Source organism: Streptomyces sp. NPDC031554 (assembly GCF_055580685.1).
On the sequence record NZ_JBVIKX010000004.1, the window covers coordinates 421,113 to 443,262 of the forward strand.

The 22,150-nt window shown below is 72.7% G+C and carries 20 protein-coding genes; 14 read left to right on the plus strand and 6 right to left on the minus strand.

Annotated features, from left to right (window positions below; translation table 11 throughout):
• Window positions 1-28 precede the first annotated feature (28 nt).
• Window positions 29-538 carry a nucleoside-diphosphate kinase gene (locus ACZ5FU_RS13885; RefSeq protein ID WP_451526061.1) on the minus strand — a complete coding sequence of 170 codons (510 nt, stop codon included), beginning with the start codon at window positions 536-538 and terminating at the stop codon, window positions 29-31.
• A gap of 406 nt (window positions 539-944) precedes the next feature.
• Here ACZ5FU_RS13885 and ACZ5FU_RS13890 point away from each other — a divergent pair, with 406 nt between their 5' ends.
• Together ACZ5FU_RS13890 and ACZ5FU_RS13895 are read left to right on the plus strand one after the other, a co-directional pair.
• Window positions 945-1,604, plus strand: a complete 660-nt coding sequence (locus ACZ5FU_RS13890) for an NUDIX hydrolase (RefSeq protein ID WP_451526062.1) — start codon at window positions 945-947, stop codon at window positions 1,602-1,604.
• Window positions 1,601-2,014 carry an NUDIX hydrolase gene (locus tag ACZ5FU_RS13895; RefSeq protein WP_451778003.1) on the plus strand — a complete coding sequence of 138 codons (414 nt, stop codon included), beginning with the start codon at window positions 1,601-1,603 and terminating at the stop codon, window positions 2,012-2,014. The genes ACZ5FU_RS13890 and ACZ5FU_RS13895 overlap by 4 nt, the downstream gene beginning before the upstream one ends.
• A 60-nt stretch (window positions 2,015-2,074) precedes the next feature.
• Here the strand turns inward: ACZ5FU_RS13895 and ACZ5FU_RS13900 are convergent, their stop codons facing one another.
• Together ACZ5FU_RS13900 and ACZ5FU_RS13905 are read right to left on the minus strand one after the other, a co-directional pair.
• Window positions 2,075-3,199, minus strand: coding sequence for a lipid II:glycine glycyltransferase FemX (locus ACZ5FU_RS13900; RefSeq protein WP_469045365.1), 1,125 nt, complete (start codon window positions 3,197-3,199; stop codon window positions 2,075-2,077).
• 127 nt (window positions 3,200-3,326) lie between these two features.
• On the minus strand, window positions 3,327-6,287 hold the full coding sequence (locus ACZ5FU_RS13905; RefSeq protein ID WP_469045366.1) for an FAD-binding and (Fe-S)-binding domain-containing protein: 2,961 nt from the start codon (window positions 6,285-6,287) through the stop codon (window positions 3,327-3,329).
• Between the two features lie 387 nt (window positions 6,288-6,674).
• On the opposite strand from ACZ5FU_RS13905, the gene ACZ5FU_RS13910 reads away from it, so the two are divergent.
• From ACZ5FU_RS13910 to ACZ5FU_RS13945, 8 genes are all read left to right on the plus strand, one after another.
• Entirely contained in the window at window positions 6,675-8,798 is a 2,124-nt protein-coding gene (locus tag ACZ5FU_RS13910; protein ID WP_469045367.1) for a sensor histidine kinase, read from the plus strand.
• Window positions 8,795-9,202, plus strand: a complete 408-nt coding sequence (locus ACZ5FU_RS13915; protein WP_451526067.1) for a roadblock/LC7 domain-containing protein — start codon at window positions 8,795-8,797, stop codon at window positions 9,200-9,202. Before ACZ5FU_RS13910 ends, ACZ5FU_RS13915 begins: the two co-directional genes overlap by 4 nt.
• The gene (locus ACZ5FU_RS13920; RefSeq protein WP_451526068.1) at window positions 9,199-9,546 is read left to right on the plus strand and encodes a DUF742 domain-containing protein; all 348 of its coding nucleotides are present in this window, start codon (window positions 9,199-9,201) and stop codon (window positions 9,544-9,546) included. The genes ACZ5FU_RS13915 and ACZ5FU_RS13920 overlap by 4 nt, the downstream gene beginning before the upstream one ends.
• On the plus strand, window positions 9,527-10,180 hold the full coding sequence (locus ACZ5FU_RS13925; RefSeq protein ID WP_451526069.1) for a GTP-binding protein: 654 nt from the start codon (window positions 9,527-9,529) through the stop codon (window positions 10,178-10,180). The genes ACZ5FU_RS13920 and ACZ5FU_RS13925 overlap by 20 nt, the downstream gene beginning before the upstream one ends.
• Window positions 10,177-11,406: a cytochrome P450 gene (locus ACZ5FU_RS13930; RefSeq protein ID WP_451526070.1), complete on the plus strand. Its 1,230-nt coding sequence runs from the start codon at window positions 10,177-10,179 to the stop codon at window positions 11,404-11,406. The genes ACZ5FU_RS13925 and ACZ5FU_RS13930 overlap by 4 nt, the downstream gene beginning before the upstream one ends.
• Window positions 11,403-12,650, plus strand: coding sequence for a cytochrome P450 family protein (locus ACZ5FU_RS13935; protein ID WP_451777995.1), 1,248 nt, complete (start codon window positions 11,403-11,405; stop codon window positions 12,648-12,650). The genes ACZ5FU_RS13930 and ACZ5FU_RS13935 overlap by 4 nt, the downstream gene beginning before the upstream one ends.
• A gap of 174 nt (window positions 12,651-12,824) precedes the next feature.
• The gene (gene serC, locus ACZ5FU_RS13940; RefSeq protein WP_451777993.1) at window positions 12,825-13,943 is read left to right on the plus strand and encodes a phosphoserine transaminase; all 1,119 of its coding nucleotides are present in this window, start codon (window positions 12,825-12,827) and stop codon (window positions 13,941-13,943) included.
• 613 nt (window positions 13,944-14,556) lie between these two features.
• A complete protein-coding gene (locus ACZ5FU_RS13945; protein ID WP_469045368.1) occupies window positions 14,557-15,351 on the plus strand; it encodes a ribosome-inactivating family protein in 795 nt (264 codons plus the stop codon).
• 354 nt (window positions 15,352-15,705) lie between these two features.
• Here ACZ5FU_RS13945 and ACZ5FU_RS13950 read toward each other — a convergent pair whose 3' ends face one another.
• Window positions 15,706-16,170, minus strand: coding sequence for a MarR family winged helix-turn-helix transcriptional regulator (locus ACZ5FU_RS13950; RefSeq protein WP_469045369.1), 465 nt, complete (start codon window positions 16,168-16,170; stop codon window positions 15,706-15,708).
• Between the two features lie 63 nt (window positions 16,171-16,233).
• Here ACZ5FU_RS13950 and ACZ5FU_RS13955 point away from each other — a divergent pair, with 63 nt between their 5' ends.
• Entirely contained in the window at window positions 16,234-16,602 is a 369-nt protein-coding gene (locus tag ACZ5FU_RS13955; protein WP_469045370.1) for a VOC family protein, read from the plus strand.
• Between the two features lie 158 nt (window positions 16,603-16,760).
• Window positions 16,761-17,144, plus strand: a complete 384-nt coding sequence (locus ACZ5FU_RS13960) for an AQJ64_40280 family protein (RefSeq protein WP_451777984.1) — start codon at window positions 16,761-16,763, stop codon at window positions 17,142-17,144.
• Between the two features lie 178 nt (window positions 17,145-17,322).
• On the opposite strand, the gene ACZ5FU_RS13965 is transcribed toward ACZ5FU_RS13960, so the two are convergent.
• Together ACZ5FU_RS13965 and ACZ5FU_RS13970 are read right to left on the minus strand one after the other, a co-directional pair.
• A complete protein-coding gene (locus tag ACZ5FU_RS13965) occupies window positions 17,323-18,849 on the minus strand; it encodes a cellulase family glycosylhydrolase (protein WP_469045371.1) in 1,527 nt (508 codons plus the stop codon).
• Between the two features lie 236 nt (window positions 18,850-19,085).
• On the minus strand, window positions 19,086-20,063 hold the full coding sequence (locus tag ACZ5FU_RS13970; RefSeq protein ID WP_469045372.1) for a WD40 repeat domain-containing protein: 978 nt from the start codon (window positions 20,061-20,063) through the stop codon (window positions 19,086-19,088).
• Between the two features lie 275 nt (window positions 20,064-20,338).
• Here ACZ5FU_RS13970 and ACZ5FU_RS13975 point away from each other — a divergent pair, with 275 nt between their 5' ends.
• Both ACZ5FU_RS13975 and ACZ5FU_RS13980 read left to right on the plus strand, forming a co-directional pair.
• A complete protein-coding gene (locus tag ACZ5FU_RS13975) occupies window positions 20,339-21,067 on the plus strand; it encodes an SGNH/GDSL hydrolase family protein (protein ID WP_451777979.1) in 729 nt (242 codons plus the stop codon).
• A 5-nt stretch (window positions 21,068-21,072) separates the two neighbouring features.
• The gene (locus tag ACZ5FU_RS13980; RefSeq protein WP_451526080.1) at window positions 21,073-22,065 is read left to right on the plus strand and encodes an aldo/keto reductase; all 993 of its coding nucleotides are present in this window, start codon (window positions 21,073-21,075) and stop codon (window positions 22,063-22,065) included.
• Window positions 22,066-22,150 lie beyond the last annotated feature (85 nt).

Below are 22,150 nucleotides of genomic sequence, written 5' to 3' on the forward strand. Positions count from 1 at the left end.
GTCCCCGCGGTGACGCCGTGACCCGCTGTTAGTAGGTGTAGGTCTCGGCCAGCGTCTTGTAGTCCTGCAGTTCGTCCTTGTCGAACCACAGCTCCACCTCCTGCTTGGCTTCCTCCGCGTTGCCGGAGGCGTGTACGAGGTTCGCGACCGCCTTGCCCGAGGCGATGCTGGCCGCGGCGCTGTAGTGCGAGAAGTCGCCCCGCACCGTGCCGGCCGGAGCCTGGTTCGGGTACGTGCTGCCGACGATCTTGCGGACGGTGGCGATGGCGTCGAAGCCCTCTAGCACCAGGGCGATGACCGGGCCCTGCTGCATGAACGTCGACGTGACGTTGTAGACCTCCGAGCCCAGCCGTTCCTCAAGGTCGAAGTAGTGCTTGCGGGTGAACTCCTCGTCCATCCGCTTCATCTTGGTGCCGACGATCTTCAGCGCGGCGTCTTCGAATCGAGTGATGATTCTTCCTGCCAGGCCACGCGCCAGCGCATCGGGCTTGAGCAGGACGAGCGTGCGCTCGACAGTGTGTGCCTGAACCTCGGCCATTGAATCCCTTTCGGCTTGCCATACAACGAACATGACGCACTATCAGCCGTCATTCGTTGAGGTTACCGGCGCTGACCGGGTGGTTCAGACGTGCAGGCAAGGACTCAGGAAGGCAATCATCTGCGAGGAAGCGGCGACCAGTTCGCCAGCGCCCTGATCTGGCCAAATTGCCTTTATCTGTTATCCGCTGAGCATGCGCACCTAGAATCTCCCTGTAGTCGTCCGGCGCTCTCGCGCCTCTTGTACGCCTCCCAGGAACTGAGCTGTAGGCAGTGGCTCCTCGGCTCCCGGTGACTTCGATTCTTCCGGGACTCTTCGCGCGAGACCATGCAGTGCCGGTGCAGTGGGAGTGCAGTCCCCGCGAACGGGGTTCCTGCACTGAGACAGCGATGAGGGGGCAGTCCTCGTGGACGTGGTCGAGCGCTGGAGTGGCCGGTACGCGTGCCTGCTGCAGTTCGCTCTGCGGCTCGGGAACGAACAGTTCGCCGCTCACCTGGGCATTGCCGTCAGGACGGTAGCGACCTGGCACGCCGACGCGTCTGTCATGCCTCGCCGAGAGATGCAGCAGCTGCTCGACACGGCGCATGAGCAGGCCCCGCCCGCAGCGCGTCAGCGCTTCGCGCTCCTGCTGGCGAAGGAACAGGCGCCGTCAGACTTGGTTCCACCCGGTGCGCAGGCACTGCGTGTGGCCATCGCGGTGGTCGTCCGCGACAGCGACGTCCTCCTGGTCTGTCGGCGGGACAGCGACGCCGCAGGGATCACCTGGCAGTTCCCGGCTGGTGTCATCAAGCCCGGTGGTAGGGCAGAAACCACTACGGTGCGCGAGACGCTGGACGAGACAGGGGTCCACTGCGCGGTACGCAAGCACCTCGGGAGCCGCCTGCACCCCGCGACCGGCGTCCTGTGCGAGTACTTCCTCTGCGAGTACCTGGCCGGTGAAGCCACCAACAGCGACACCACGGAGAACATCGACGTGATGTGGGTGCCCAGAAACGCAGTGCCCCGCTTCATCTCCGTCGATACGATCTTCTCACCCGTCCTGGCGGCCCTGGAGGAGCAGACGTGACGGAACAGACCACGGACGAGCGGCCGGGCATCGCCGCCGCCATCGTCGTTCACGAAGGTCGTGTGCTCATGGTCCGCCGCCGGGTGAGCGAGGGGCAGCTCTCCTGGCAGTTCCCTGCCGGCGAGGTCGAGCCCGGCGAGGAGCGTGAGGCCGCCGCCGTACGGGAGACCCAGGAGGAGACAGGGCTGACCGTGGAAGCGGTCAAGCTGCTCGGCGAGCGTGTTCACCCCAAGACGGGCCGCCTCATGTCGTACACCGCCTGCCGGATTCTGAGCGGCACAGCTCACGTCGCCGATACCGAGGAGCTGGCTGAGCTTGCCTGGGTCGCTTATGACGACATCCCGAAGTACGTACCGTATGGACTGTTCGAGCCGGTACAGGACTACCTCGACACCGCCCTGTCTTCCTGAGCCGATGAAGACTGAACTGACCGCCCGGTAGTACTACCGGATCCGCCCATCCCGCCGGCCTCAGCGGCGCGCCATGTACAGCTCCAGCGCCCGGTGGAGCAGCCGGTTCAGCGGGAAGTCCCACTCGCCGAGGTACTCCACCGCCTCGCCGCCCGTGCCCACCTTGAAGCGGAGGAGGCCGAGGAGGTGGTTCGCCTCCTCCAGGGTGTCGGTGATGCCGCGCAGGTCGTAGACGGCGGCGCCCAGCTCGTGGGCGTCGCACATCATGCGCCACTGCAGGGCGTTGTTCGGCTGGACCTCGCGTCTGCGGGCGGTCGAGGCGCCGTAGGAGTACCAGACGTGCTCGCCGACGGTGATCATGGTGGCCGCGGCGAGGACCTCGCCGTCGTGGTGGGCGAGGTAGAGGCGCATGCGGTCGGGGTGCTCGGCGGCGAGCGCGGTCCACATGCGCTCGAAGTAGGGCAGGGGGCGCGGGACGAACCGGTCCCGTTCGGCGGTCTCGAGGTACAGGCCGTAGAAGGCGGCCAGGTCCGTGCGGTCGCCGCGGACGACCTTGACGCCCGCCTTCTCCGCCTTCTTGATGTTGCGCCGCCACTGCTGGTTGAGGCCGCCCCGGACGTCCTCCAGCGACCGGCCGGTGAAGGGGACCTGGAAGACGTACCGCGGCTGTCCGGCCGCGAAGCCGTCCTCGCCGCCCGGCTCGGTCTGCCGCCAGCCGGCGCCGCGCAGCCGTTCGGCGACGCCGAGGGCGGCCGCCTCGGTGACGGTGGGCTCCGCGTCCCGCAGCCGCCGGGCACCCGGATCGGCGATCGCGGTCTTCACGGCGTCGGCACTCCACCGGCGTACGACGACGGGCGGGCCCATCTTGACGGAGAACGCGCCCCGCGCCTTCAGGTGGGCGAGCATCGGCTCCAGCCAGCGCTCGACGAGGTCCGCCGCGAACCAGTCGACGACCGGCCCCTCCGGCAGGTACGCCAGGTACCTCCGCAGTTTCGGCAGCGGCCGCAGCAGCACGAGACCCGCCCCCACCAGCGCCCCGCGCCCGTCGAACCAGCCGAGGCTCTCCGCCCGCCAGTCCGGCTTCACGTCCCCCCACGCGGGGGTCTGCAGGTGACTGACGGAGGGGCGGCCCGCGACGAACGCCAGGTGCTCGGCGCGGGTGATCGACTGGACACGCAGGCTCATGCGCGGGCTCCTTCGACGGCTGTGCGGCCAGCGTAGGAGCCGACCGCGCCCGAGCCGGGGACCGTGGGCCCCGGGCACGGACGTGTCCGTTCCCGCTCCCGCGTGCGGGCGTACGGGCGTCACCCCCTCACCGCTCGGCCGCCCTCTCCGGCCCTTCCGCCAGGCCCTCCGCCAGGATCTCCGCGAGGTGCCGTCCCCGCACGCCCGCCAGCTGTTCGAGCTGGGTGCGGCAGGAGAAGCCGTCGGCGAGGACCACCGCGTCCCGGGCGGCGCCCCGCACGGACGGCAGGAGCGACTCCTGCGCGCAGGCCCGTGACACCTCGAAGTGGCCCTTCTCGAAGCCGAAGTTCCCGGCGAGCCCGCAGCAGCCGCCGCTCAGCTCGCCGCCGAGCCCCGCCGCCTCGCGCAGCCGCCGGTCGGCCGTGTCGCCCAGGACCGCGTGCTGGTGGCAGTGGGTCTGGCCGACGACGGGACGGTCGAGGCGGGGCGGCCGCCAGTGGGGGGCGTGCCGTTCCAGGGCCTCGGCGAAGGTGAGGACGCGGGCGGCGAGGCGGGCCGCGCGCGGGTCGTCGTGCAGCAGCTCGGGCAGGTCGCTCCGCAGGGCCGCGGCGCAGCTCGGCTCCAGCACGACGACCGGCACGTCCGCCGCCAGCACCGGCTCCATCAGGTCGAGGGTGCGCCGCAGCACCACGCGCGCGTGGTCGAGCTGCCCGGTGGAGACGTACGTCAGCCCGCAGCAGACCCGCGCCCGGCGGGCCGTGAGCAGGGCCGCCGCGCTCCTGGACCGCCCGTCGCCCACCGGCCGTCCCCGCATCCGCAGGGTCGGCGGCAGCGCCACCCGCAGGCCCGCCGCCTCCAGCACCCCGACGGCCGCCCGCCCGACCGAGGGCGAGAAGTGCTCGGTGAAGGTGTCGGGCCACAGGACCACGAGGGGGGCGGAGGCGCCGAGGGGGCCTGAGACGCCGCGGACACCGGAGCCGCCCTCGGGCGCCCTCTTCCGCCACCACCGGCTGAAGGTCTCGCGCGCCAGTCGCGGCAGGCCCCGCTCGGGGGCGATCCCGCCGGCCCGCTTCGCGGCCCGCGCCAACGGCCCCACCGCCGCCAGCGCGTTGACGAGCGACGCCGTGCGCGTACGGCTCACCCAGCGCAGCCAGAGCGGCAGGCGTCCCATCGCGTAGTGGGCGGCCGGACGGCGGCGGCCGGCGTAGTGGTGGTGGAGGAACTCGGCCTTGTAGGTGGCCATGTCGACCCCGACCGGGCAGTCCGAGCGGCAGCCCTTGCAGGAGAGGCAGAGGTCGAGCGCCTCCCGCACCTCCTCCGACCGCCAGCCGTCGGTGACGACCTCGCCGGCGAGCATCTCGTGCAGCAGCCGGGCCCGCCCGCGCGTGGAGTGCCGTTCCTCGCCGGTGGCCCGGTAGGAGGGACACATCACGGCGGGTCCGGACGCCGTCGCCGTACGGCATTTCGCGACGCCCACGCAGCGGCGGACCGCGGCGGTGAAGTCGCCGCCGTCGCCGGGATAGCCGAAGGCCACGTCGACGGGCTCGCGGGGCAGCACGGCGAAGCGCAGGTTCGCGTCGAGGGGGGCGGGGCGGACCAGCATGCCGGGGTTGAGGAGGTCGTCGGGGTCCCAGAGGGCCTTCGTCCGCTCGAAGAGGGCGACCGTCTCCGCGCCGTACATCCGCGGCAGCAGCTCGGCGCGCGCCTGCCCGTCGCCGTGCTCCCCGGACAGCGAGCCGCCGTGCGCCACGACCAGGTCGGCCAGTTCCTCCGAGAAACGGCGGAAACGGCCGACGCCCGCCGCGGTGAGCAGGTCGAAGTCGATGCGGACGTGGATGCAGCCGTCCCCGAAGTGCCCGTACGGCGCGCCGCGCAGGCCGTGCGCGGTCAGCAGGGCGCGGAAGTCCCGCAGGTACGCGCCGAGCCGGGCCGGCGGCACCGCGCAGTCCTCCCAGCCGGGCCAGGCCTCCGTCCCGTCGGGCATCCGGGTGGCCGTCCCGCTGGCGTCCTCCCGGATCCGCCACAGCGCGCGCTGCCCGGCGGCGTCCGTCACCACCAGGGTGTCCACGGCGTCGGCCTCCCGCGTGATCGCCTCCGCACGCGCGCGTGCCTCACCGGGCGACCCGCCGCCCGTCTCCACGAACAGCCACGCCCCGCCCCGCGGCAGCCCCGCCGCCGACGGCACCAGGTCGGCGGCCATGCCCTCGACCGTCAGCGGCCGTCCCCCGCTCCCGGCCGCGCCCGCGCGGGGGGACCACCGTGCCACCAGGGCGGCCGCGGCCTCGGCGGCGGCGCCCTCGTCGGCGTAGCCGAGCACCGCGAGCGCGTGCGCGCGCGGCGCCTCGACGAGGTCGACCACCGCCTCCGTCAGCACGGCCAGGGTGCCCTCGGAACCGCAGAAGGACCGGGCGACGTCGGCGCCCCGCTCCGGCAGCAGGGCGTCCAGCGCGTATCCGGAGATACGGCGGGGCAGTTCGGGGAATCCGGTGCGCAGCCGCGCCCGCTCGCCCTCGACGAGCGCCCGCAGTCCGTCCGGTGCGCCGGCCCAGTCCCGGCCGAGCCGCAGGCGCCGCCCGCGCGCGGTGACGACGTCCAGCTCGCGCACGTTGTCCGCGGTCGTCCCCCAGGCGACCGAGTGGGAGCCGCAGGAGTTGTTGCCGATCATCCCGCCGAGCGTGCAGCGGCCGTGCGTGGAGGGGTCGGGTCCGAAGCGCAGTCCGTGCGGGGCGGCGGCCTCCTGGAGGCGGTCCAGCACCAGACCGGGCTGGACGACGGCCGTGCGGGCCCCGGCGTCCAGGCGGACGAGCCGGTTCATGTGGCGGGTGAAGTCCAGCACCACGCCGGTGCCGGTCGCCTGTCCGGCGATCGACGTCCCCCCGCCGCGCGCCACGACCGGCACGCCGTGCGTCCGGCACACCTCCAGCGCCGCCGCCACGTCGTCGGCGTCGCGCGGCGCGACCACGCCCAGGGGGACGCGCCGGTAGTTGGACGCGTCCATGGTGACCAGTGCCCGGGAGGTGACGTCGAAGGCCACCTCGCCGCGCACGGCGGCCCGCAGCGCGGTCCGCAGTTCCGCGATCTCGGTCATCCCCTCAGGATGCCCCCGCGACCTCCGGATGCCCCGGCCCTCCGGGGTGCCCGCGGAAAAAGGCCGGTTCCCTCACGGCCGGTTCCCCTCACGGCCGGTTCCCTCCCGGGCGGGACCGCGGCCCCGCGCACGCGCCGCGCCCCGCGAACGCGCCGCGCCCCGCGCACGCGCGGCGCCCCGGGCGCGGTCTTCACCTCGAGGTCGCGCCCTGACCAAGAAAGCGAACGGAGCCCTCCCGAACCGATCACTAACTTGCATATAGTGACGGCCAGTTGCGCGCAGGTGACGGCTCTCGCCCCGTAGACGCCGGATTACCTCATGGAACCGCCCGAGGGCCTGCCCGATTTTTCCGGTGGCCGCCCGAGGCCCCGAACGAGGACTCGACTGATGACCGCCCCCGCTCTCCCCGGTGACCGCCCCACCGTCCGCAACCTGCTGCCCGTCCTGCTGCCCACCGCAGCCCTCGCCGCGGCCGCGGTCACCGTCGCCGTCGTCCTCGCGCCGGCTTCCGCGCGCGGGCCGCTGACGCTGTCCGGAACGGTGGCCACCCTGCTGCTCTGCGCCGCCGTCGCCGCGGCCGCGCACGGCAGGCGGACGACGCGGCTGGCCCGCGCCCGGCTGGCCTCCGCCGTCCAGGACGCCGACCGGATGTTCCAGGAGCGGGTACGGCTGGTGGAGGAGTCCCGCCGCCAGCACGAACGGCTGGCCGGCGACCTCGCCCGCGAACAGGCCCGGACGGCGGCCGAGTCGGAGCGGGAACGCGCCCGGCACGCCGAGATCCTGGCCGCCGAGCACGACCGCCGCACCGCCGAGCACACGGCCGAACTGACCCGGCTCACCGAGGAACACGCCGCCGAGCTGGCCCGGCTCACCGCCGAGCACACGGCCGAACGGGCCAGGCTCGCCGAGGAGCACGCCGCCGAACGGGACCGGCTCGCCGCCGAGCACGCCGCGCGCATCGCCCGCCTCGGCGAGGAGCGGGACCGGCTCACCGACGGCAACGCCCGGCTCGCCGCCCGGCTGCGCGAGGCCACCAGCGCGCGGGCCGCCGCCCTCTCCGCCACCGCCAACGCCGCGGGACGCATGCAGGCCCTGGCCACCGGCATGCTCGCCGACCTGCGCGCGATGGAGGAGAAGCACGCCGACGAGGAGGTCCTCGCCGACCTCCTCCACCTCGACCACCGCACCGCCCAGGCCGGCCGGCTCGCCGACTCGGTCGCCGTCCTGACCGGCGCCCGGTCCGGCCGCCGCTGGGCCCGGCCCATCGCCATGGAGTCGATCCTGCGCGGCGCCATGGGCCGGATCGGCGGCTACCAGCGCGTGCGCGTCCACTCCGCCAGCGACACCGCCGTCGCCGGGCACGCCGCCGAGGGCGTCATGCACGCCCTCGCCGAACTCCTCGACAACGCGGCCAACTTCTCGCCGCCGACCGCCGAGGTCCACGTGTACGTGGAGGAGGTGCCGGCCGGGGTCATCGTGTCCGTCGAGGACAGCGGCCTCGTCATGAGCGAGGCCCAGCTGCGGCGCGCCGAGGCCGCGGTCTCGGGCGAGTCGGCCGGGATCGGCGGCCTCACCGGCACCCGCCTCGGCCTCGCCGTCGTCGGCCGGCTGGCCCGGCGGTACGGCATGAAGGTCTCCTACCGTCCCTCGGCGCGCGGCGGCACGGGCGTGCTGGTGCTCATCTCGCAGGACGTCCTGGTGTCCCCGGACGCCGTGCCCGGCACTCCCGCCGTGCCCGCCGCGTCGATCGCCCCGGCCGCGCCCGCCGTGCCGACCGCCCGGAGGGGCCCGCGGCCCGCCGCCGCGGTCTCCGGGTCCGGCCCCGCCGCCCCCGACCGGCTGCCCCGGCGGGCCGGCGCCGGCCAGGCCGTGGCACCGGCCGACGCGACGGACGCCCCGCGGCCCGTCGTCCCGGCCGCCCCCGTCCCGGACCCCGACCCGGTGCCCCGGCACGACTCCGCGGACCGCGACCGCGACTCCGACCCCGACTCCGACCGCGACGGGAACCGGGCCCCGGACGACGCGGCGACCGCCGGGCTGCCCCGCCGCCGGCGCGGCCGCACCCTCGCCGAGGCCGAGCGCGCCCGGTCCGGCAGCCGTACCGCCCCACCGCGGCCGGCTCCCACGGCCGAGGAGACCCGGGCCCGCGCCTCCCGCTTCAGCGACTTCCGCCAGGCCGTGCGCGGCTCCGCGCCCACCCCGCCCGAGGACGCCACCGGAGCCGCCGCCGCGGACACCGCCGGGACCGCACACGTCCCGGACGCGGTGGACGTCTCGCACTTCTCCGACGTCCCCGGCGTCTCCGAGGTCCCCGACGTCCCCGACGTTTCCGGCGTCTCCGACGCCGGGGGAACCCCGGACGTCCCCGACGGCACTCAGGCCCCGGACCCCACCGCCGGCCCGGACCCGGACGCCCCCCCGCCCGGCCGGGGCGACGGCGTCACCCCCGTACCCACCACCACCCGCTCCCCGCACGCGCAGGACCACCCGGAAGGCGACCCCACCTCATGACCGGCACGACGACCGCCGACGAGAAGCTCACCTGGCTGATAGAGGGCCTGCTGACGCGCACGCCGGGCGCACGGCACGCGCTCGTGCTGTCCCGTGACGGCCTGAAGCTGTGCCGTACGCCCGAGCTGTCCAACGACCAGGCCGACCAGCTCGCGGCGATCGCCGCCGGCATCCAGTCGCTGTCGCACGGCGCGTCCGTGGAGTTCGGGGACGGCAGCGGAGGCGTCCGGTCGGCGATGACCGAGTTCTACGGGGGCGTGCTGTTCATCGTGGAGGCCGGTGAGGGCGCGCACCTGGCCGTCGTCACCACGGAGGACGCGGACCCCGGCCTCGTCGGCCACAACATGAGCGAACTGGTCGAACAGCTCGGGGAGCACCTGACCGCCCCGCCGCGCAGCTCATGAGCAGGCCCGGCAGGGACGACGCGCCGGACCGGCTGTACACGCTCACCGGCGGACGCAGCCGGCCCGGTCCGGACAGTCCCTTCGACCTGGTGACCCTGGTCGTCGCCGAGTGCGATCCGGCGCCGGGCATGCAGTCGGAGCACTCGGCGATCCTGCGGATGGCCGACCGCCCCACCGCGGTCGTCGAGATCGCGGCGGAGCTGGGGCTGCCGGTGAGCATCACCAGGATCCTGCTGTCCGACCTGCTCGCCTCGGGCCGGGTCAGCGCCCGTCACCCCCGCAAGGCAGCCGTACTCGATCCCGACATTCTGGAGCAGGTGCTCGTTGGACTCCGCAACCTCTGAGACGCGCACGCCACTTCGCGCGTCGGCCGACAACGGCCTCAAGATCGTGGTCGTGGGCGGCTTCGGCGCCGGCAAGACGACGATGGTCCGCTCGGTCAGCGAGATTCGTCCCCTCAACACCGAGGAGACGATGACGCGGGCCGGCGAGACCGTGGACGACGTGAGCGGCGTGAGCGGCAAGACCGCGACCACCGTCGCCTTCGACTTCGGCCGCATCACCCTCGACGCGCACAACGTGCTGTACCTGTTCGGCGCGCCCGGCCAGGAACGGTTCTGGTTCCTGTGGGACCGGCTGTTCTCCGGGACGCTGGGCGCGGTCGTGCTGGTCGACACCCGGCGGATCGACGACTCCTGGTACGCCATCGACCGCCTGGAGCGGCACGGCACGCCGTTCATCGTGGCCTGCAACGACTTCGGCGGCCCGGCCTTCACCCCGGAGCAGGTCCGCGAGGCCCTCGACCTCGACCCGCACGTCCCGCTGGTCACCTGTGACGCACGCTCCCGGGCGTCCAGCAAGCTGGTCCTGATCTCCCTGGTGGAACACATCCAGGCCCGGTACGCCGGCACCGCTCCCGGTTCCGCATCCGCCTCCGCCTCCGTCTCCGCCCCCGCCTTCCGTCAGGAGCTGGTGTGACCACCGCCCCCGCCCCCGTCCCCCTCAGCGGCGCCCTGCTCCAGGACGACCCGACCCGGGTGTACCGGGACATGCGGCGCGAGCACGGTCCCGTCGTACCGGTGCTGCTGGACGGTGACGTACCGGCCTGGCTGGTGCTCGGCTACCGCGAACTGCACCAGGTCACCGGCGATCCGGTGCTCTTCAGCCGTGACTCCGAGCTGTGGAGCCAGTGGGACGCCGTCCCCGACGACTGGCCGCTGCTGCCGATGATCGGCCGCAGGCAGGCGTCGATCCTCTACACGGTCGGCGAGCGGCACCGCGAACGGGCCACGATGCTCGGCAACGCGCTGGAGGCGGTCGACGCGTTCGAACTGCGCCGGTACGCCGAGAAGTTCGCCGACGAGCTCATCGACGGCATCTGCCCGCGGGGCCGGGCCGACATCGTCGGCGAGTACGCGATGCTGCTGCCGGTGCGGGTGCTGGCCCGCCTCTACGGCTTCGCCGACGACGAGGGCCCGGCCCTGGTCACCGCGCTCAACGACATGATCGACGGCCGGGAGCGGGCCCTGGCGGGCCAGACCCACCTGTTCACGTCGATGACGCGGCTGGTGGCCGACCGGAGGGAGAACCCGGCCGACGACGTGGTCTCGCGGATGCTCGCCGACCCCTCCGGGTTCACCGAGGAGGAGGTCCTCCAGGACCTGATGGTGATGATGGCGGCCGGCCACCAGCCGACCGCCGACTGGATCGGCAACTCGCTGCGGCTGATGCTGACGGACGGCCGGTTCGCCGCCTCCCTGTTCGGCGGGCGCAACAGCGTCGCCGAGGCCATGAACGAGGTGCTGTGGGAGGACGCCCCCACCCAGAACGTCGCCGGCCGCTGGGCCTCCCGCGACACCCACCTGGGCGGGCGCCGCGTCCGCGCCGGCGACATGCTGCTGCTCGGTCTGCAGGGCGCCAACTCCGATCCCCAGGTGCGCCCCGACGGCTCGGCGCTGACCGGCGGCAACAGCGCGCACTTCTCCTTCGGCCACGGCGAGCACCGCTGCCCGTTCCCGGCGCAGGAGATCGCCGAGGTGATCGCGCGCACGGGCATCGAGGTCGTCCTGGACCGGCTGCCGGACATCGACCTCGCCGTGCCCGCGTCCTCCCTGACCCGCCGTCCGTCGCCGTGGCTGCGCGGCCTGACGGAACTGCCGGTGACGTTCACACCCACCCCCGCCCTTGGAGGCACGCTCGTATGACGGCTGTTACGGACACGCCGAACGGCACGGAGCGCAAACGCATCGTTCTGGACCCCTTCGTCGCCGACCTGGACGGGGAGAGCGCCGCGCTGCGGGCCGCCGGTCCGCTCGCCGCGGTGGAGCTGCCGGGCGGCGTGCCGGTGTGGGCGGTCACCCACCACGCCGAGGCGAAGCGGCTGCTGACCGACCCCAGGATCGTCAAGGACATCAACGTCTGGGGTGCCTGGCAGCGCGGCGAGATCGCCCCCGACTGGCCGCTGATCGGGCTGGCCAACCCGGGCCGGTCCATGCTGACGGTGGACGGCGCGGACCACCGCCGGCTGCGCACGCTGGTCGCCCAGGCGCTCACGCCCCGGCGCGTGGAGCGGATGCGCGGGCGGATCACCGAGCTGACCGAGGGCCTGCTCGACCGGCTCGCGGAACTGCCGGACGGCCCGGTGGACCTGAAGGCCGAGTTCGCCTACCCGCTGCCCATGTACGTGGTCGCCGACCTGATGGGGCTCGCGGAGGAGCGGCTGCCGCGGCTGAAGGAGCTGTTCGAGAAGTTCTTCTCGACGCAGACCCCGCCGGCCGAGGTCGTGGCGACGCTGACGGAGCTGGCCGGCATCATGGCGGCGGCGGTCGCCGAGAAGCGCGAGAACCCCGGCGACGACCTCACGTCCGCGCTCATAGCGGCGTCCGAGGACGGCGACCGCCTCACCGACGCCGAGATCGTCTCCACGCTCCAGCTGATGGTCGCGGCCGGCCACGAGACGACGATCTCGCTGATCGTCAACGCCGTCGTCAACCTCTCGCTCCACCCCGAACAGCGGGCGCTGGTCCTGTCCGGCGGGGCGGACTGGCCGGCGGTGGTGGAGGAGACCCTGCGCTACGCCACCCCCACCTCCCACGTCCTGATCCGCTTCGCCACCGAGGACGTGCCGGTCGGGGACGAGATCCTGCCGGCCGGGGACGCGCTGATCGTGTCGTACGCCGCGATCGGCCGCGACGAGGAGGCCCACGGCCCGTCGGCGGGCGTCTTCGACATCACCCGCGACACGGCCAACCGTCACATCGCCTTCGGCCACGGCCCGCACGTCTGCCCCGGCGCGGCGCTGTCCCGCCTGGAGGCGGGCGTGGCCCTGCCCGCCCTGTACGCCCGCTTCCCCGCCCTGGACCTGGCGGTCCCGGCGGCGGAGCTGCGCAACAAGCCGGTGGTGACGCAGAACGACCTGTACGAGCTGCCGGTCACCCTGCGCGGCTGAGCGACGGGGGCGGTACGGGCCGTCACGGCCCGGCCCACGGTCCGTACCGCCCCGCACCGCCCGCGCGCCGCCCTCCGCCGTGTCCGGTCCGTGTCCGATTCCGTGTCCGATTCCGTGTCTCAGCCGACGGACGAGGTTTCGCCCGGGTTTCACGGAGCCGCTAGGCTCCCGCTCGTGGCTGAGATCCGGATTCCCGCTGACATCAAGCCCGCCGACGGTCGTTTCGGCGCGGGCCCCTCCAAGGTGCGGACGGAAGCGCTGGACGCGCTGGCCGCCACCGGCACCTCCCTGCTGGGCACCTCCCACCGACAGGCCCCGGTGAAGAACCTGGTCGGCCAGGTGCGCGAGGGCATCTCCGAGCTGTTCCGGCTCCCCGAGGGCTACGAGGTGGTCCTCGGCAACGGCGGCTCCACCGCCTTCTGGGACATCGCGACGCACGGCCTGATCGAGAACAAGTCGCAGCACCTGACCTTCGGCGAGTTCAGCTCCAAGTTCGCCAAGGCCGCCAAGCTGGCGCCGTGGCTGGCCGAGCCGACGGTCGTCTCCTCCGACCCGGGCACGCACCCCGACCCGCGGGCCGAGGCCGGCGTCGACGTGTACGCCTTCACGCACAACGAGACCTCCACGGGTGTCGCCGCCCCGATCAGGCGGGTGGCCGGTGCCGACGAGGGCGCCCTGGTCCTGGTCGACGCCACCTCCGGCGCCGGCGGCCTCCCGGTGGACATCGCCGAGACGGACGTCTACTACTTCGCCCCGCAGAAGTCCTTCGCCTCCGACGGCGGCCTGTGGATCGGCGTGTTCTCCCCCGCCGCGATCGAGCGCGCGGAGCGGATCCACGCGTCCGGCCGTCACGTCCCGGAGTTCTTCTCGCTGCCCACGGCGATCGACAACTCCCGCAAGAACCAGACGTACAACACCCCGGCGCTGGCCACCCTCTTCCTGCTGAACCAGCAGCTGGAGTGGATCAACGGCCAGGGCGGCCTGGACTGGTCGACGGCCCGCACCAAGGACTCCTCGACCCGCCTGTACGCGTGGGCGGAGGAGTCCAAGCACGCGAGCCCCTTCGTCACCGACCCGGCCAAGCGCTCCCAGGTCATCGGCACCATCGACTTCACCGACGAGGTGGACGCGGCGGCCGTCGCCAAGGTCCTGCGCGCCAACGGCGTCGTCGACACCGAGCCCTACCGCAAGCTCGGCCGCAACCAGCTCCGCGTCGCCATGTTCCCGGCGATCGACCCGGCGGACGTCGAGGCCCTGACGAAGTGCGTCGACTACGTCATCGAGCAGCTGTAACAGCTCCCTGTACGACGGTGAGGGGCGCCCGGTGGATCACCGGGCGCCCTTTCCGTTGCGTGAGGTCGGCCTGCGGGGCGTCCGGCGCGGCAGGACGACCCGCACCACCGTCCGCGACGAGGGTGACGAGCGGGCCGCCGGCCTGCCGCAGCGCGACTTCACCGCCTCCGGCACCGGCCGAGGCCCGGGCGACCGCTCCGGCCAGGGCGGCGACAGTGGTTCGGAAGGTCCCCCAAGTCGTCGTCCACGATCCACGGCCGAGCGCCCACACCTCCCGGACGGCCGGATCACCCCGACGGTCACGCCCGCCCGGGGCACTTCGGCAAGATCGTGGCACGAGCGCACAGGGCACTCCTGGTCACGTGACGGTGCGCTGGCAGGCCAGTCGAGGGGTACGGCGAGCCATACGCTCATGCGGCCTCGAAACAACCGACCGGCCATCGCCTGCCGGACTCCTGCCGGGATTCCGGTCCCCGCACGCCGACAGGCGCAGAAGGACTTCGCACCACGGAAACCGCGGTGTCCGCCGGCCGTTACCGACCGAACCTTCATCACATCTGGGGATGACGAGTAGATGCTCAAAAAAATCTGTTCCGCATTACTGTCGCTGGCGATGGCTCTCGGCCTGGTGACGACCCTGAGCGGTACAGCGTCCGCGACGAACTACCAGGTGATCGACTGGCACATCTCACGCATCACCGACGGCGGCGTCACCCACGAACGGAACTACTACAACCTGATCGCCGACATCCATCGGCTCACCTATGGATTGCCGACCCATTACGACAACATCACGCAAACGACGACCGAGCAGGGGCGCCTGATCCAGATCAGGGTGCTGGACACGGACAACGTGCACCTGGTCTCCGTCTACCTGTGGGCGGACGACCTCTACGTCGCCGGAATCTACGCCCCGTCCACCAACCGTCACTTCGCGTTCAACGACCGGCCGGCCCAGTTCATGAACGCACTCGGCATCAACAGCGCCGGCCTGTTGGGCAGCGGAAACTACGGCGACCTCGCGGGCGGCAGCGCTCGCCACACCCTCATCCTCGACCCCAACACCATGTACAACGCCATGCGGCAGCTCGGCCGCACGAACGGCAACAACGACACCGTCGAGCGTGCCCTCGTGGTGGCGATCCAGATCTTCTCCGAGGCCGCGAGGTTCAGCCCGATCCTCGACCGGGTGCGCGACAACATCCAGAACTGGCGCACGACTGCTCTGGGCGCTGAATACGCCGACCTGGAGAACCAGTGGGGAGCCATCTCGCAGTTCGCCTACAACATTCGGCAGAACCCGAACGCGGGAATCACCGTTCTGGGGCATTGGATCACGAGCCTCGTGGGTCTGGCCCGCACACTCGGTTTCGTGGAGCTCCAAGGTTCCCGGGCCCGTCTGGGCTGACGGCCGCGGAAGAGGAGCGGGGCGGGGCGGGGCGGGCGGGGCGGCGGAGGGTGACCGGCCCGCCGCCGGGTGGCACGGGCGCACGGGCGCACGCCCGTCAGCGTCAGGCCGGTGAGGATTCCGGCGGAACACCGCTCACCGCCCAGCCGGTGGTGGCGACGACGCCCGGGACTCCCCGGTCACCCTCGTGGGCCGACCCCCGCACGGGTGCGGGCGCGGCGGTGCCGGTACGGGTGCGCGGATCGGGGATCTCGCGCACCCGGGTCGCCGCCGGTTCCCGAGGTCGCCCGCACGGGTTTCCACACCCGGCCGCATTCCCATCCGGGCGTGGCGAGACGTGTGCCGGGGAACGGGCTACGCGTCGCCGCCGCCGTCGCTGTCGCGCAGGGAATGGATCATGCTCCGCAGGAGCCGGAACGCCTCCGCCAGCTCGGCCCCGGTCATGCCGGACAGCATCCTGACCTCCACGGACCGGACCGCCGCGGACGCCTTCTCCAGGCTCTGCCGGCCGCGGGGCGTGAGCCGCGCGGGAAGGGCCTTCCCGACGGGCGCCTCCGCGGGCCTGGTCACACAGCCGTCCCGCTCCAGGGTCTGGAGCAGCACGTTCATCGACTGCCGGGTCACGAACGCGCCCCGCGCGAGCTCGGAATTCGACAGGCCCGGCCGTTGGGCCAGCAGTTCGAGGCAGGAGTAGTGCGTCACCGTCATCCCGAGCGGCCGCAGCACCTCCTCCATGGCCGCGCGCAGGGCGCTCGACGCCTCTTTCAGCAGGTAGCCCAGTGACTTGTCCAGGTCGATGCCGGCATCGCTTTGACTCATGTCAGGATTCTGACATACCTTGCTCCGTGTCAGGAATCTGACACGGAGAGAAGGAGCATTCCCATGCCCGCCACCGGCCCCGACTTCATCTCGTTCCAGGTACGCGACCTTGCCGCCTCCCAGGCGTTCTACGAGCAGTACCTCGGTCTCGTCCGCTCGCCGGCCGGACCCCCGCACGCCGTCGTCTTCGAGACGAAGCCGATCGCGTTCGCACTGCGCGACGTCGTCCCCGGCACCGATCTCGCGTCCGTCGCCCAGCCCGGCATCGGCGCCGCGATCTGGCTCCACGCCACCGACGTCCAGGCCATCCACGACGCTCTCGTCGCCGACGGCCACACCGTCGTCTCCGCACCGGTCGACGGCCCCTTCGGCCGGACGTTCACCTTCGCCGACCCCGACGGCTACCAGGTCACCCTCCACGACCGCGCCTGACGAGGCCGACGCCACCGCCGCGCACCGGCGTCGGCCTCGAGCAACCCTCGTGAACGCGGAGCGGTCTTGCCGGGTGCCGAGGTCGGACATCGCCCGGATGCCCGTGGCTCGGTGTACGGGCGCAGGAGGACGTGCCGAGTGGCTGAGCGAGGGTGGAGATGACGGATCCGAACACCGTGGTGACGTGGGTCGACGCACGCGACAGACTGCCTCGGAGCGGTACGCCGGTGGCGGCGGCGATCACGGGCCGGTACCCGCCTGACGACGCCACCGACCCCGGCACGGCGTCGGGTGAGGAATTCTGGCTGGTGAGGCCGATGTACTTCACGACCCTGCACTGGAGCGAGGACGGGGCGGAGCACCGGGACTGCTTCGTCGACTCCGACGGAGTCGTCCGCCTGCCCTACGGCTCCACCAGTGCGGAAACCGTCACCCACTGGGCCGAGCTGCCCACCCTGCCCGGCGGGACGACGCACGCCGTTCTCGGGGAGGACGTGCGACCGGCCCTCCGGGACGCGTGGGGCGCTCGTCCCCCCGCCTGACCCACGGCCCGCCCGGACACGTGCGCGAGCACCCGCACGGCCGATCGGTCCGACCCGTGGCACGACCGCGCGGGGGTCGCCGAGCACCGCCCCCCCCCGTCCCCGCCCGCGCCGCCCTCCTGGCGGACCGGCGAGGACGGGGGTGCCCGGCCTGTACGTCCTCGGACCGTGACGTCCCTCAGGACGCGGTGCAGCTCACGCTCGGCACTCCCCCGCCGCCCGGCACCGCGCCGAAGCCGAAGCTCGCCGAACCGCCCGCCGCGAGCGTCCCGTTGTGGGCGGCGTTCGTCGCGGTGACCGTCGCGCCGCTCTGGGCGTACGACGCGTTCCACATGCTGGTGACCTTCTGGGAGCCGGGCCAGGTCCAGGTCACCTTCCACGAACTGATCCCCGTGGTACCGGTGTTGGTGACCTTCACGTCGGCGTTGAAGCCGCCGCCCCAGTCGCTGCTGACCGTGTACGCGGCGGTGCAGGCCGCCGTGCCGCCGCCCGGGTCGCCCGGATCACCGGGGTCGCCGCCCCCGGTCCCCGGCGCGAAGCCCGGCGCCTTGACGCTCGTCAGGTAGCCGTCCTTGACCGTGTCCACGGTCTGCCAGTCGTCCTTCAGGATGCCGCCTGTGTCACCGGAGTTGGGGTTCCAGGACCAGAACGTCCAGTGGAAGGAGTCGGCGCCGTACGTCGACGTGGGTCGCAGGTAGTCCACCAGTGCCTTCAGCCATTTCTGGTCGACCGTCGACTGGAGGGTGGTGCCGAACTCGCCCACCCACACCGGGGCGATGTTCTGCTTGAAGATGTAGCCCCAGTACTTGTCCCAGACGCCGGGCATGTTCGCGGGGAACGACGGGTCGCTGAACCAGCTCTGCTGGGCCACGCTGGTCGCGTAGTCGTGGGCGGAGTAGACGACCCGGTTCGGCACGTCGAGCTGGACCGGGTACCGGGCCACGCCCATCAGGTTGCCGCCCCACCAGCCGGAGACCCCCTCGAAGGTCTGCACTCCCTCCACGAAGATCAGCAGGTTCGGGTTGACGGAGAGGACGGCGTTCCCGGCACGCTGGGCCGCCAGCCGCCAGTCCCTCGTCGTGTCGCCGCAGCCCCAGCAGGCGGGGTCGTGCGGCTCGTTGTGCAGGTCGATGCCGACGACGGTGGGGTCGCCCGCGTAACGCCCGGCCAACGACTTGAGGTTGGCGATCCACGTCGACTCCGGGACCGCCGCGGTGTACCAGAGCGCCGACTGGCCGGCCCCGTCCGGGCGGTGCCGGTCCAGGATGACCTTGACGCCGGTCCGGCCGGCGTACCCGACGATCCTGTCCAGCACCTGGAGGGAGGTGAGTCCCTGCAGGTCGGCGTTCTTGCCCGCCGAGAAGTCGATGCTCGCCGGGGCGGCGCCGGGCTTGAGGATGTCGTCGCTGAACGGGATCCGCAGGGTGTTGTAGCCCGTCGTCCTGATCTGGTCGATCATGCTCTTGTAGTCGCGGGCCCACAGGCCGTGGACGACGTTGTTGGAGGTCTCGAAGCCGAACCAGTTGATGCCGGCGACGCGGACCGGCTGCCCGGACGCGTCCAGGATCTGGCGGCCGCTGGTGTGCCAGTACCCGGCCCCGCCGGCGTCCGCGGCCTGCGCCTGCGGGGCCGCGGCCAGGGGGATCAGTGGCAGCAGGAGTGCGGCGGCGGCCGTGCACAGTGCTCTGCGCAAGCTGCGGAACATGTCGCTGCTTCCTCTCGGGGGTGCGGCCCGGAAAGAGTGGGAGCGCTCCCACAACCGCGCCTCCCATGGAAGAGGCGATCACATGGACACGTCAAGATGGGTGACGTCAGCTGGTGCACTTCCCTCTCGCCCGGGGCGGGTGTCCCGACCTGCCCGGGGCGGGTGTCCCGACCTGCCCGGGGCGGGTGTCCCGACCTGCCCGGGGCGGGTGTCCCGGCCCGCCCCGGGCGGCCGCCTCAGCGCCTGCGCCGCAGTCGGCCGAGACCGAACAGGGCCAGGCAGAGGGCCGCCACCGCGACCGCGCCGGCCTTCACGCTCCCGCTCGTCCCGGAGTCCCCGCCCCCGTCCGAGGAGGACGCGGAACCGCCGCTTCCCGAGCGCGACCCGTCCCCCGCGTCTTCGGGCGCGTCCTCCGCCCGGACCTCGCTCCCGGCGCCCTCCGTGCCGTACATCAGCTTCGAGCCGTCGGCGGAGAAGGCGACGGACTCGCCCTGCCGCTGCAACGGCACGTCGAGGCGGCCCAGCCGCTTGGGGACGCCGGCGTTCCAGTCGTAGTCGATGCCGCCGAAGTAGCCGCGCACGGCGAGCCGTTCGCCGTCCGGAGAGAGGGCGGCGTCGGTGGCCCACAGGTCGATGGGGGCGACGGGGCGGAAGACGTTCCTCCCCGAGGCGGAGAGGCGGGCCGGACCCTCGTAGAGGTGGCCGCCGTCCTCCTTCTTGTCGATGATGTAGACGCGCCCCGTCTTCGGGTGGACGACCAGCGACTCGGCGTCCCGGGGGCCGTCGGAGTACGTCACGACGTACTGCGTGGCGCGCACGGTCGCGTCCTTCAGCTCCTTGGGCTCGGGCAGCTCGTAGATCCACACGTACGGCCAGGTGCCGCCGAGGTTGTCGCCGATGTCCCCGACGAAGATCCGGCCGCCCGGGCCGACGGAGATCGCCTCGACGTCGCGCGGGGTGCCGATGCCGGTGAGGGTCAGGCGAGCGACCGTCTTCCCCGTGGCACCGTCGACGGCGTAGAGGTAGGGGCCGTCGTCGCTGTCGTTGTGCGTCCAGTAGACGCCGGGGTGCTGCCGGGAGGCGGCCAGGCCGCTGGACTCGGTGACCCTCGGGTCCTCGATCGTGAAGCTCTTGTCGCCGTCGGCGGCGGAGGCGGGCGCGACGAGCGCACCCACGAGCAGGGCCCCGGCGAGGAGGGCGAACGGTCGGCGCATGCCCCAAGCCTGCCATCCCGCCCGCGTGTTGCGGACTCGCGGTCCGGCTCACACCCCCAGGCGTCGCGGACTCGCGGCTGGACTCACACCCCCACGCGTCGCGGACTCGCGGCCGGACCCACATCCCCACGCGTCGCGGACTCGCGGCCGGACCCACATCCCCACGCGTCGCGGACTCGCGGCCGGACCCACATCCCCACGCGTCGCGGACTCGTGGTCGGACTCACACCCCGTCCCACGCCCCATGCGCCACTCCCATCCCCCATGATGAGCGGATGCTCAGGATCATGCCCGTCGGCGACTCGATGACGATCGGCAGCGCGGGCGAGCACACCTGGCGTCACCGCCTGTGGCGGCACCTGTGCGCGACGTACGAGGGCCCGGTCACGCTCGTCGGCCCCCGCGAGACGCTGTACGACAAGGCGGCGGACGCCCCCACGTCGCTGGCGTACGCCGATCCCGGCTTCCCCCGCCGCCACCTGGCCGGCTGGGGCGAGGGCTGGCTGCACATGGCCCCGCTTGTCGGCGACGCGGTCCGCGACTGCCGGGCGGACGTCCTGCTGGTCTCCCTCGGCCTGATCGACCTGGGCTTCTACACCGACGCCGCGCAGACGGCGGACAACGTCCGCCTCTTCGTGGAGCGGGCCCGGACGGCGAACCCGAGGATCGGCATGGTCCTCCTGCCGGTGATCCCCAACGTCCGCGCCGCGCAGGACGAGCCGTTCGCCGCGCAGGTCCGCCTCTTCAACGAACTCCTCGCCAAGGCCGCCGCCGACCTGGACGAGCCGGCCTCCCCCCTCCTCCTGGCCCCCGTCCCGGAGACCTGGGACATCGCCGCCGACACCTACGACGGCACCCACCCGAACGCGAGCGGCGAACACCGGCTGGCGGAGACCTTCGCGAAGGCCCTGCACCAGGGGTGGGGACTGGGCGGGCCGTACGGGGCCGGACGCCCCGGCGACCGGCTCCCCTTGCGTAGAGCCCACTCCAAGCCGTTGGCTTGACTCCCATGGAGTACACGCAGCTCGGACGCACCGGACTCAAGGTCAGCCGACTGGTCCTCGGGACCATGAACTTCGGACCGCAGACAGACGAGGACACCAGCCACACGATCATGGACGCGGCGCTGGACGCGGGGATCAACTTCTTCGACACGGCCAATGTCTATGGGTGGGGCGAGAACAAGGGCCGTACGGAATCCATCATCGGGAACTGGTTCGCCAAGGGCGGCGAGCGGCGCGACAAGGTCGTGCTCGCCACCAAGGTGTACGGCAACATGGGCGCCGACGGCGAGGCCTGGCCCAACCACGACAAGCTCTCCGCGCTGAACATCCGGCGGGCCGTCGACGCCTCCCTGAAGCGGCTGCGGACCGACCACATCGACGTCTACCAGTTCCACCACGTCGACCGGGACACTCCCTTCGAGGAGATCTGGCAGGCGGTCGACGTGCTCGTGCAGCAGGGCAAGATCCTCTACGTCGGCTCCTCCAACTTCCCCGGCTACAAGATCGCCCAGGCCAACGAGGTCGCCGCCCGGCGCGGCGGCACCATCGGCCTGGTCAGCGAGCAGTGCCTCTACAACCTGGCCGAGCGGCGCGCCGAGATGGAGGTGATCCCGGCCGCGCAGGAGTACGGCCTCGGGGTGATCCCCTGGTCGCCGCTGCACGGCGGCCTGCTGGGCGGGGTCATCAAGAAGGAGGCCGAGGGCGGGCGCCGGGCGAGCGGCCGGGCGGCGGACACGCTCAAGGACACCAGGAAGCGCGAGCAGATCCAGGCGTACGAGGACCTGCTCGACAAGCACGGTCTGGAGCCCGGCGAGGTCGCGCTGGCCTGGCTGCTCACCCGGCCCGGCGTGACCGGTCCGATCGTCGGCCCGCGCACGGCGGAGCAGCTCGCGTCCGCCGTGCGCGCGGTCGAGCTGGAGCTGGGCGAGGAGCTGCTGGCGGGCCTCGACGAGGTGTTCCCCGGCCCGGGCCCGTCCCCGGAGGCCTTCGCCTGGTGAGGCGGGGGCGGCGGTCCGGGGGGCCGGCGGCCCGTGGCCGGTGAGGCCGGGGGCGACGGCTCTCCGCCCGGAGAAGGCTGGCCGG

What these genes read in the sequence shown, in the direction of transcription:
- ACZ5FU_RS13960 (WP_451777984.1), top strand. Translation starts at nt 16,761, where the DNA reads ATGACGGATCCGAACACCGTGGTGACGTGGGTCGACGCACGCGACAGA.
- ACZ5FU_RS13905 (WP_469045366.1), bottom strand. Translation starts at nt 6,287, where the DNA reads ATGACCGAGATCGCGGAACTGCGGACCGCGCTGCGGGCCGCCGTGCGC.
- ACZ5FU_RS13970 (WP_469045372.1), bottom strand. Translation starts at nt 20,063, where the DNA reads ATGCGCCGACCGTTCGCCCTCCTCGCCGGGGCCCTGCTCGTGGGTGCG.
- ACZ5FU_RS13885 (WP_451526061.1), bottom strand. Translation starts at nt 538, where the DNA reads ATGGCCGAGGTTCAGGCACACACTGTCGAGCGCACGCTCGTCCTGCTC.
- ACZ5FU_RS13920 (WP_451526068.1), top strand. Translation starts at nt 9,199, where the DNA reads ATGAGCAGGCCCGGCAGGGACGACGCGCCGGACCGGCTGTACACGCTC.
- ACZ5FU_RS13900 (WP_469045365.1), bottom strand. Translation starts at nt 3,199, where the DNA reads ATGAGCCTGCGTGTCCAGTCGATCACCCGCGCCGAGCACCTGGCGTTC.
- ACZ5FU_RS13955 (WP_469045370.1), top strand. Translation starts at nt 16,234, where the DNA reads ATGCCCGCCACCGGCCCCGACTTCATCTCGTTCCAGGTACGCGACCTT.
- ACZ5FU_RS13935 (WP_451777995.1), top strand. Translation starts at nt 11,403, where the DNA reads ATGACGGCTGTTACGGACACGCCGAACGGCACGGAGCGCAAACGCATC.
- ACZ5FU_RS13915 (WP_451526067.1), top strand. Translation starts at nt 8,795, where the DNA reads ATGACCGGCACGACGACCGCCGACGAGAAGCTCACCTGGCTGATAGAG.
- ACZ5FU_RS13945 (WP_469045368.1), top strand. Translation starts at nt 14,557, where the DNA reads ATGGCTCTCGGCCTGGTGACGACCCTGAGCGGTACAGCGTCCGCGACG.
- ACZ5FU_RS13975 (WP_451777979.1), top strand. Translation starts at nt 20,339, where the DNA reads ATGCTCAGGATCATGCCCGTCGGCGACTCGATGACGATCGGCAGCGCG.
- ACZ5FU_RS13980 (WP_451526080.1), top strand. Translation starts at nt 21,073, where the DNA reads ATGGAGTACACGCAGCTCGGACGCACCGGACTCAAGGTCAGCCGACTG.
- ACZ5FU_RS13965 (WP_469045371.1), bottom strand. Translation starts at nt 18,849, where the DNA reads ATGTTCCGCAGCTTGCGCAGAGCACTGTGCACGGCCGCCGCCGCACTC.
- ACZ5FU_RS13910 (WP_469045367.1), top strand. Translation starts at nt 6,675, where the DNA reads ATGACCGCCCCCGCTCTCCCCGGTGACCGCCCCACCGTCCGCAACCTG.
- ACZ5FU_RS13950 (WP_469045369.1), bottom strand. Translation starts at nt 16,170, where the DNA reads ATGAGTCAAAGCGATGCCGGCATCGACCTGGACAAGTCACTGGGCTAC.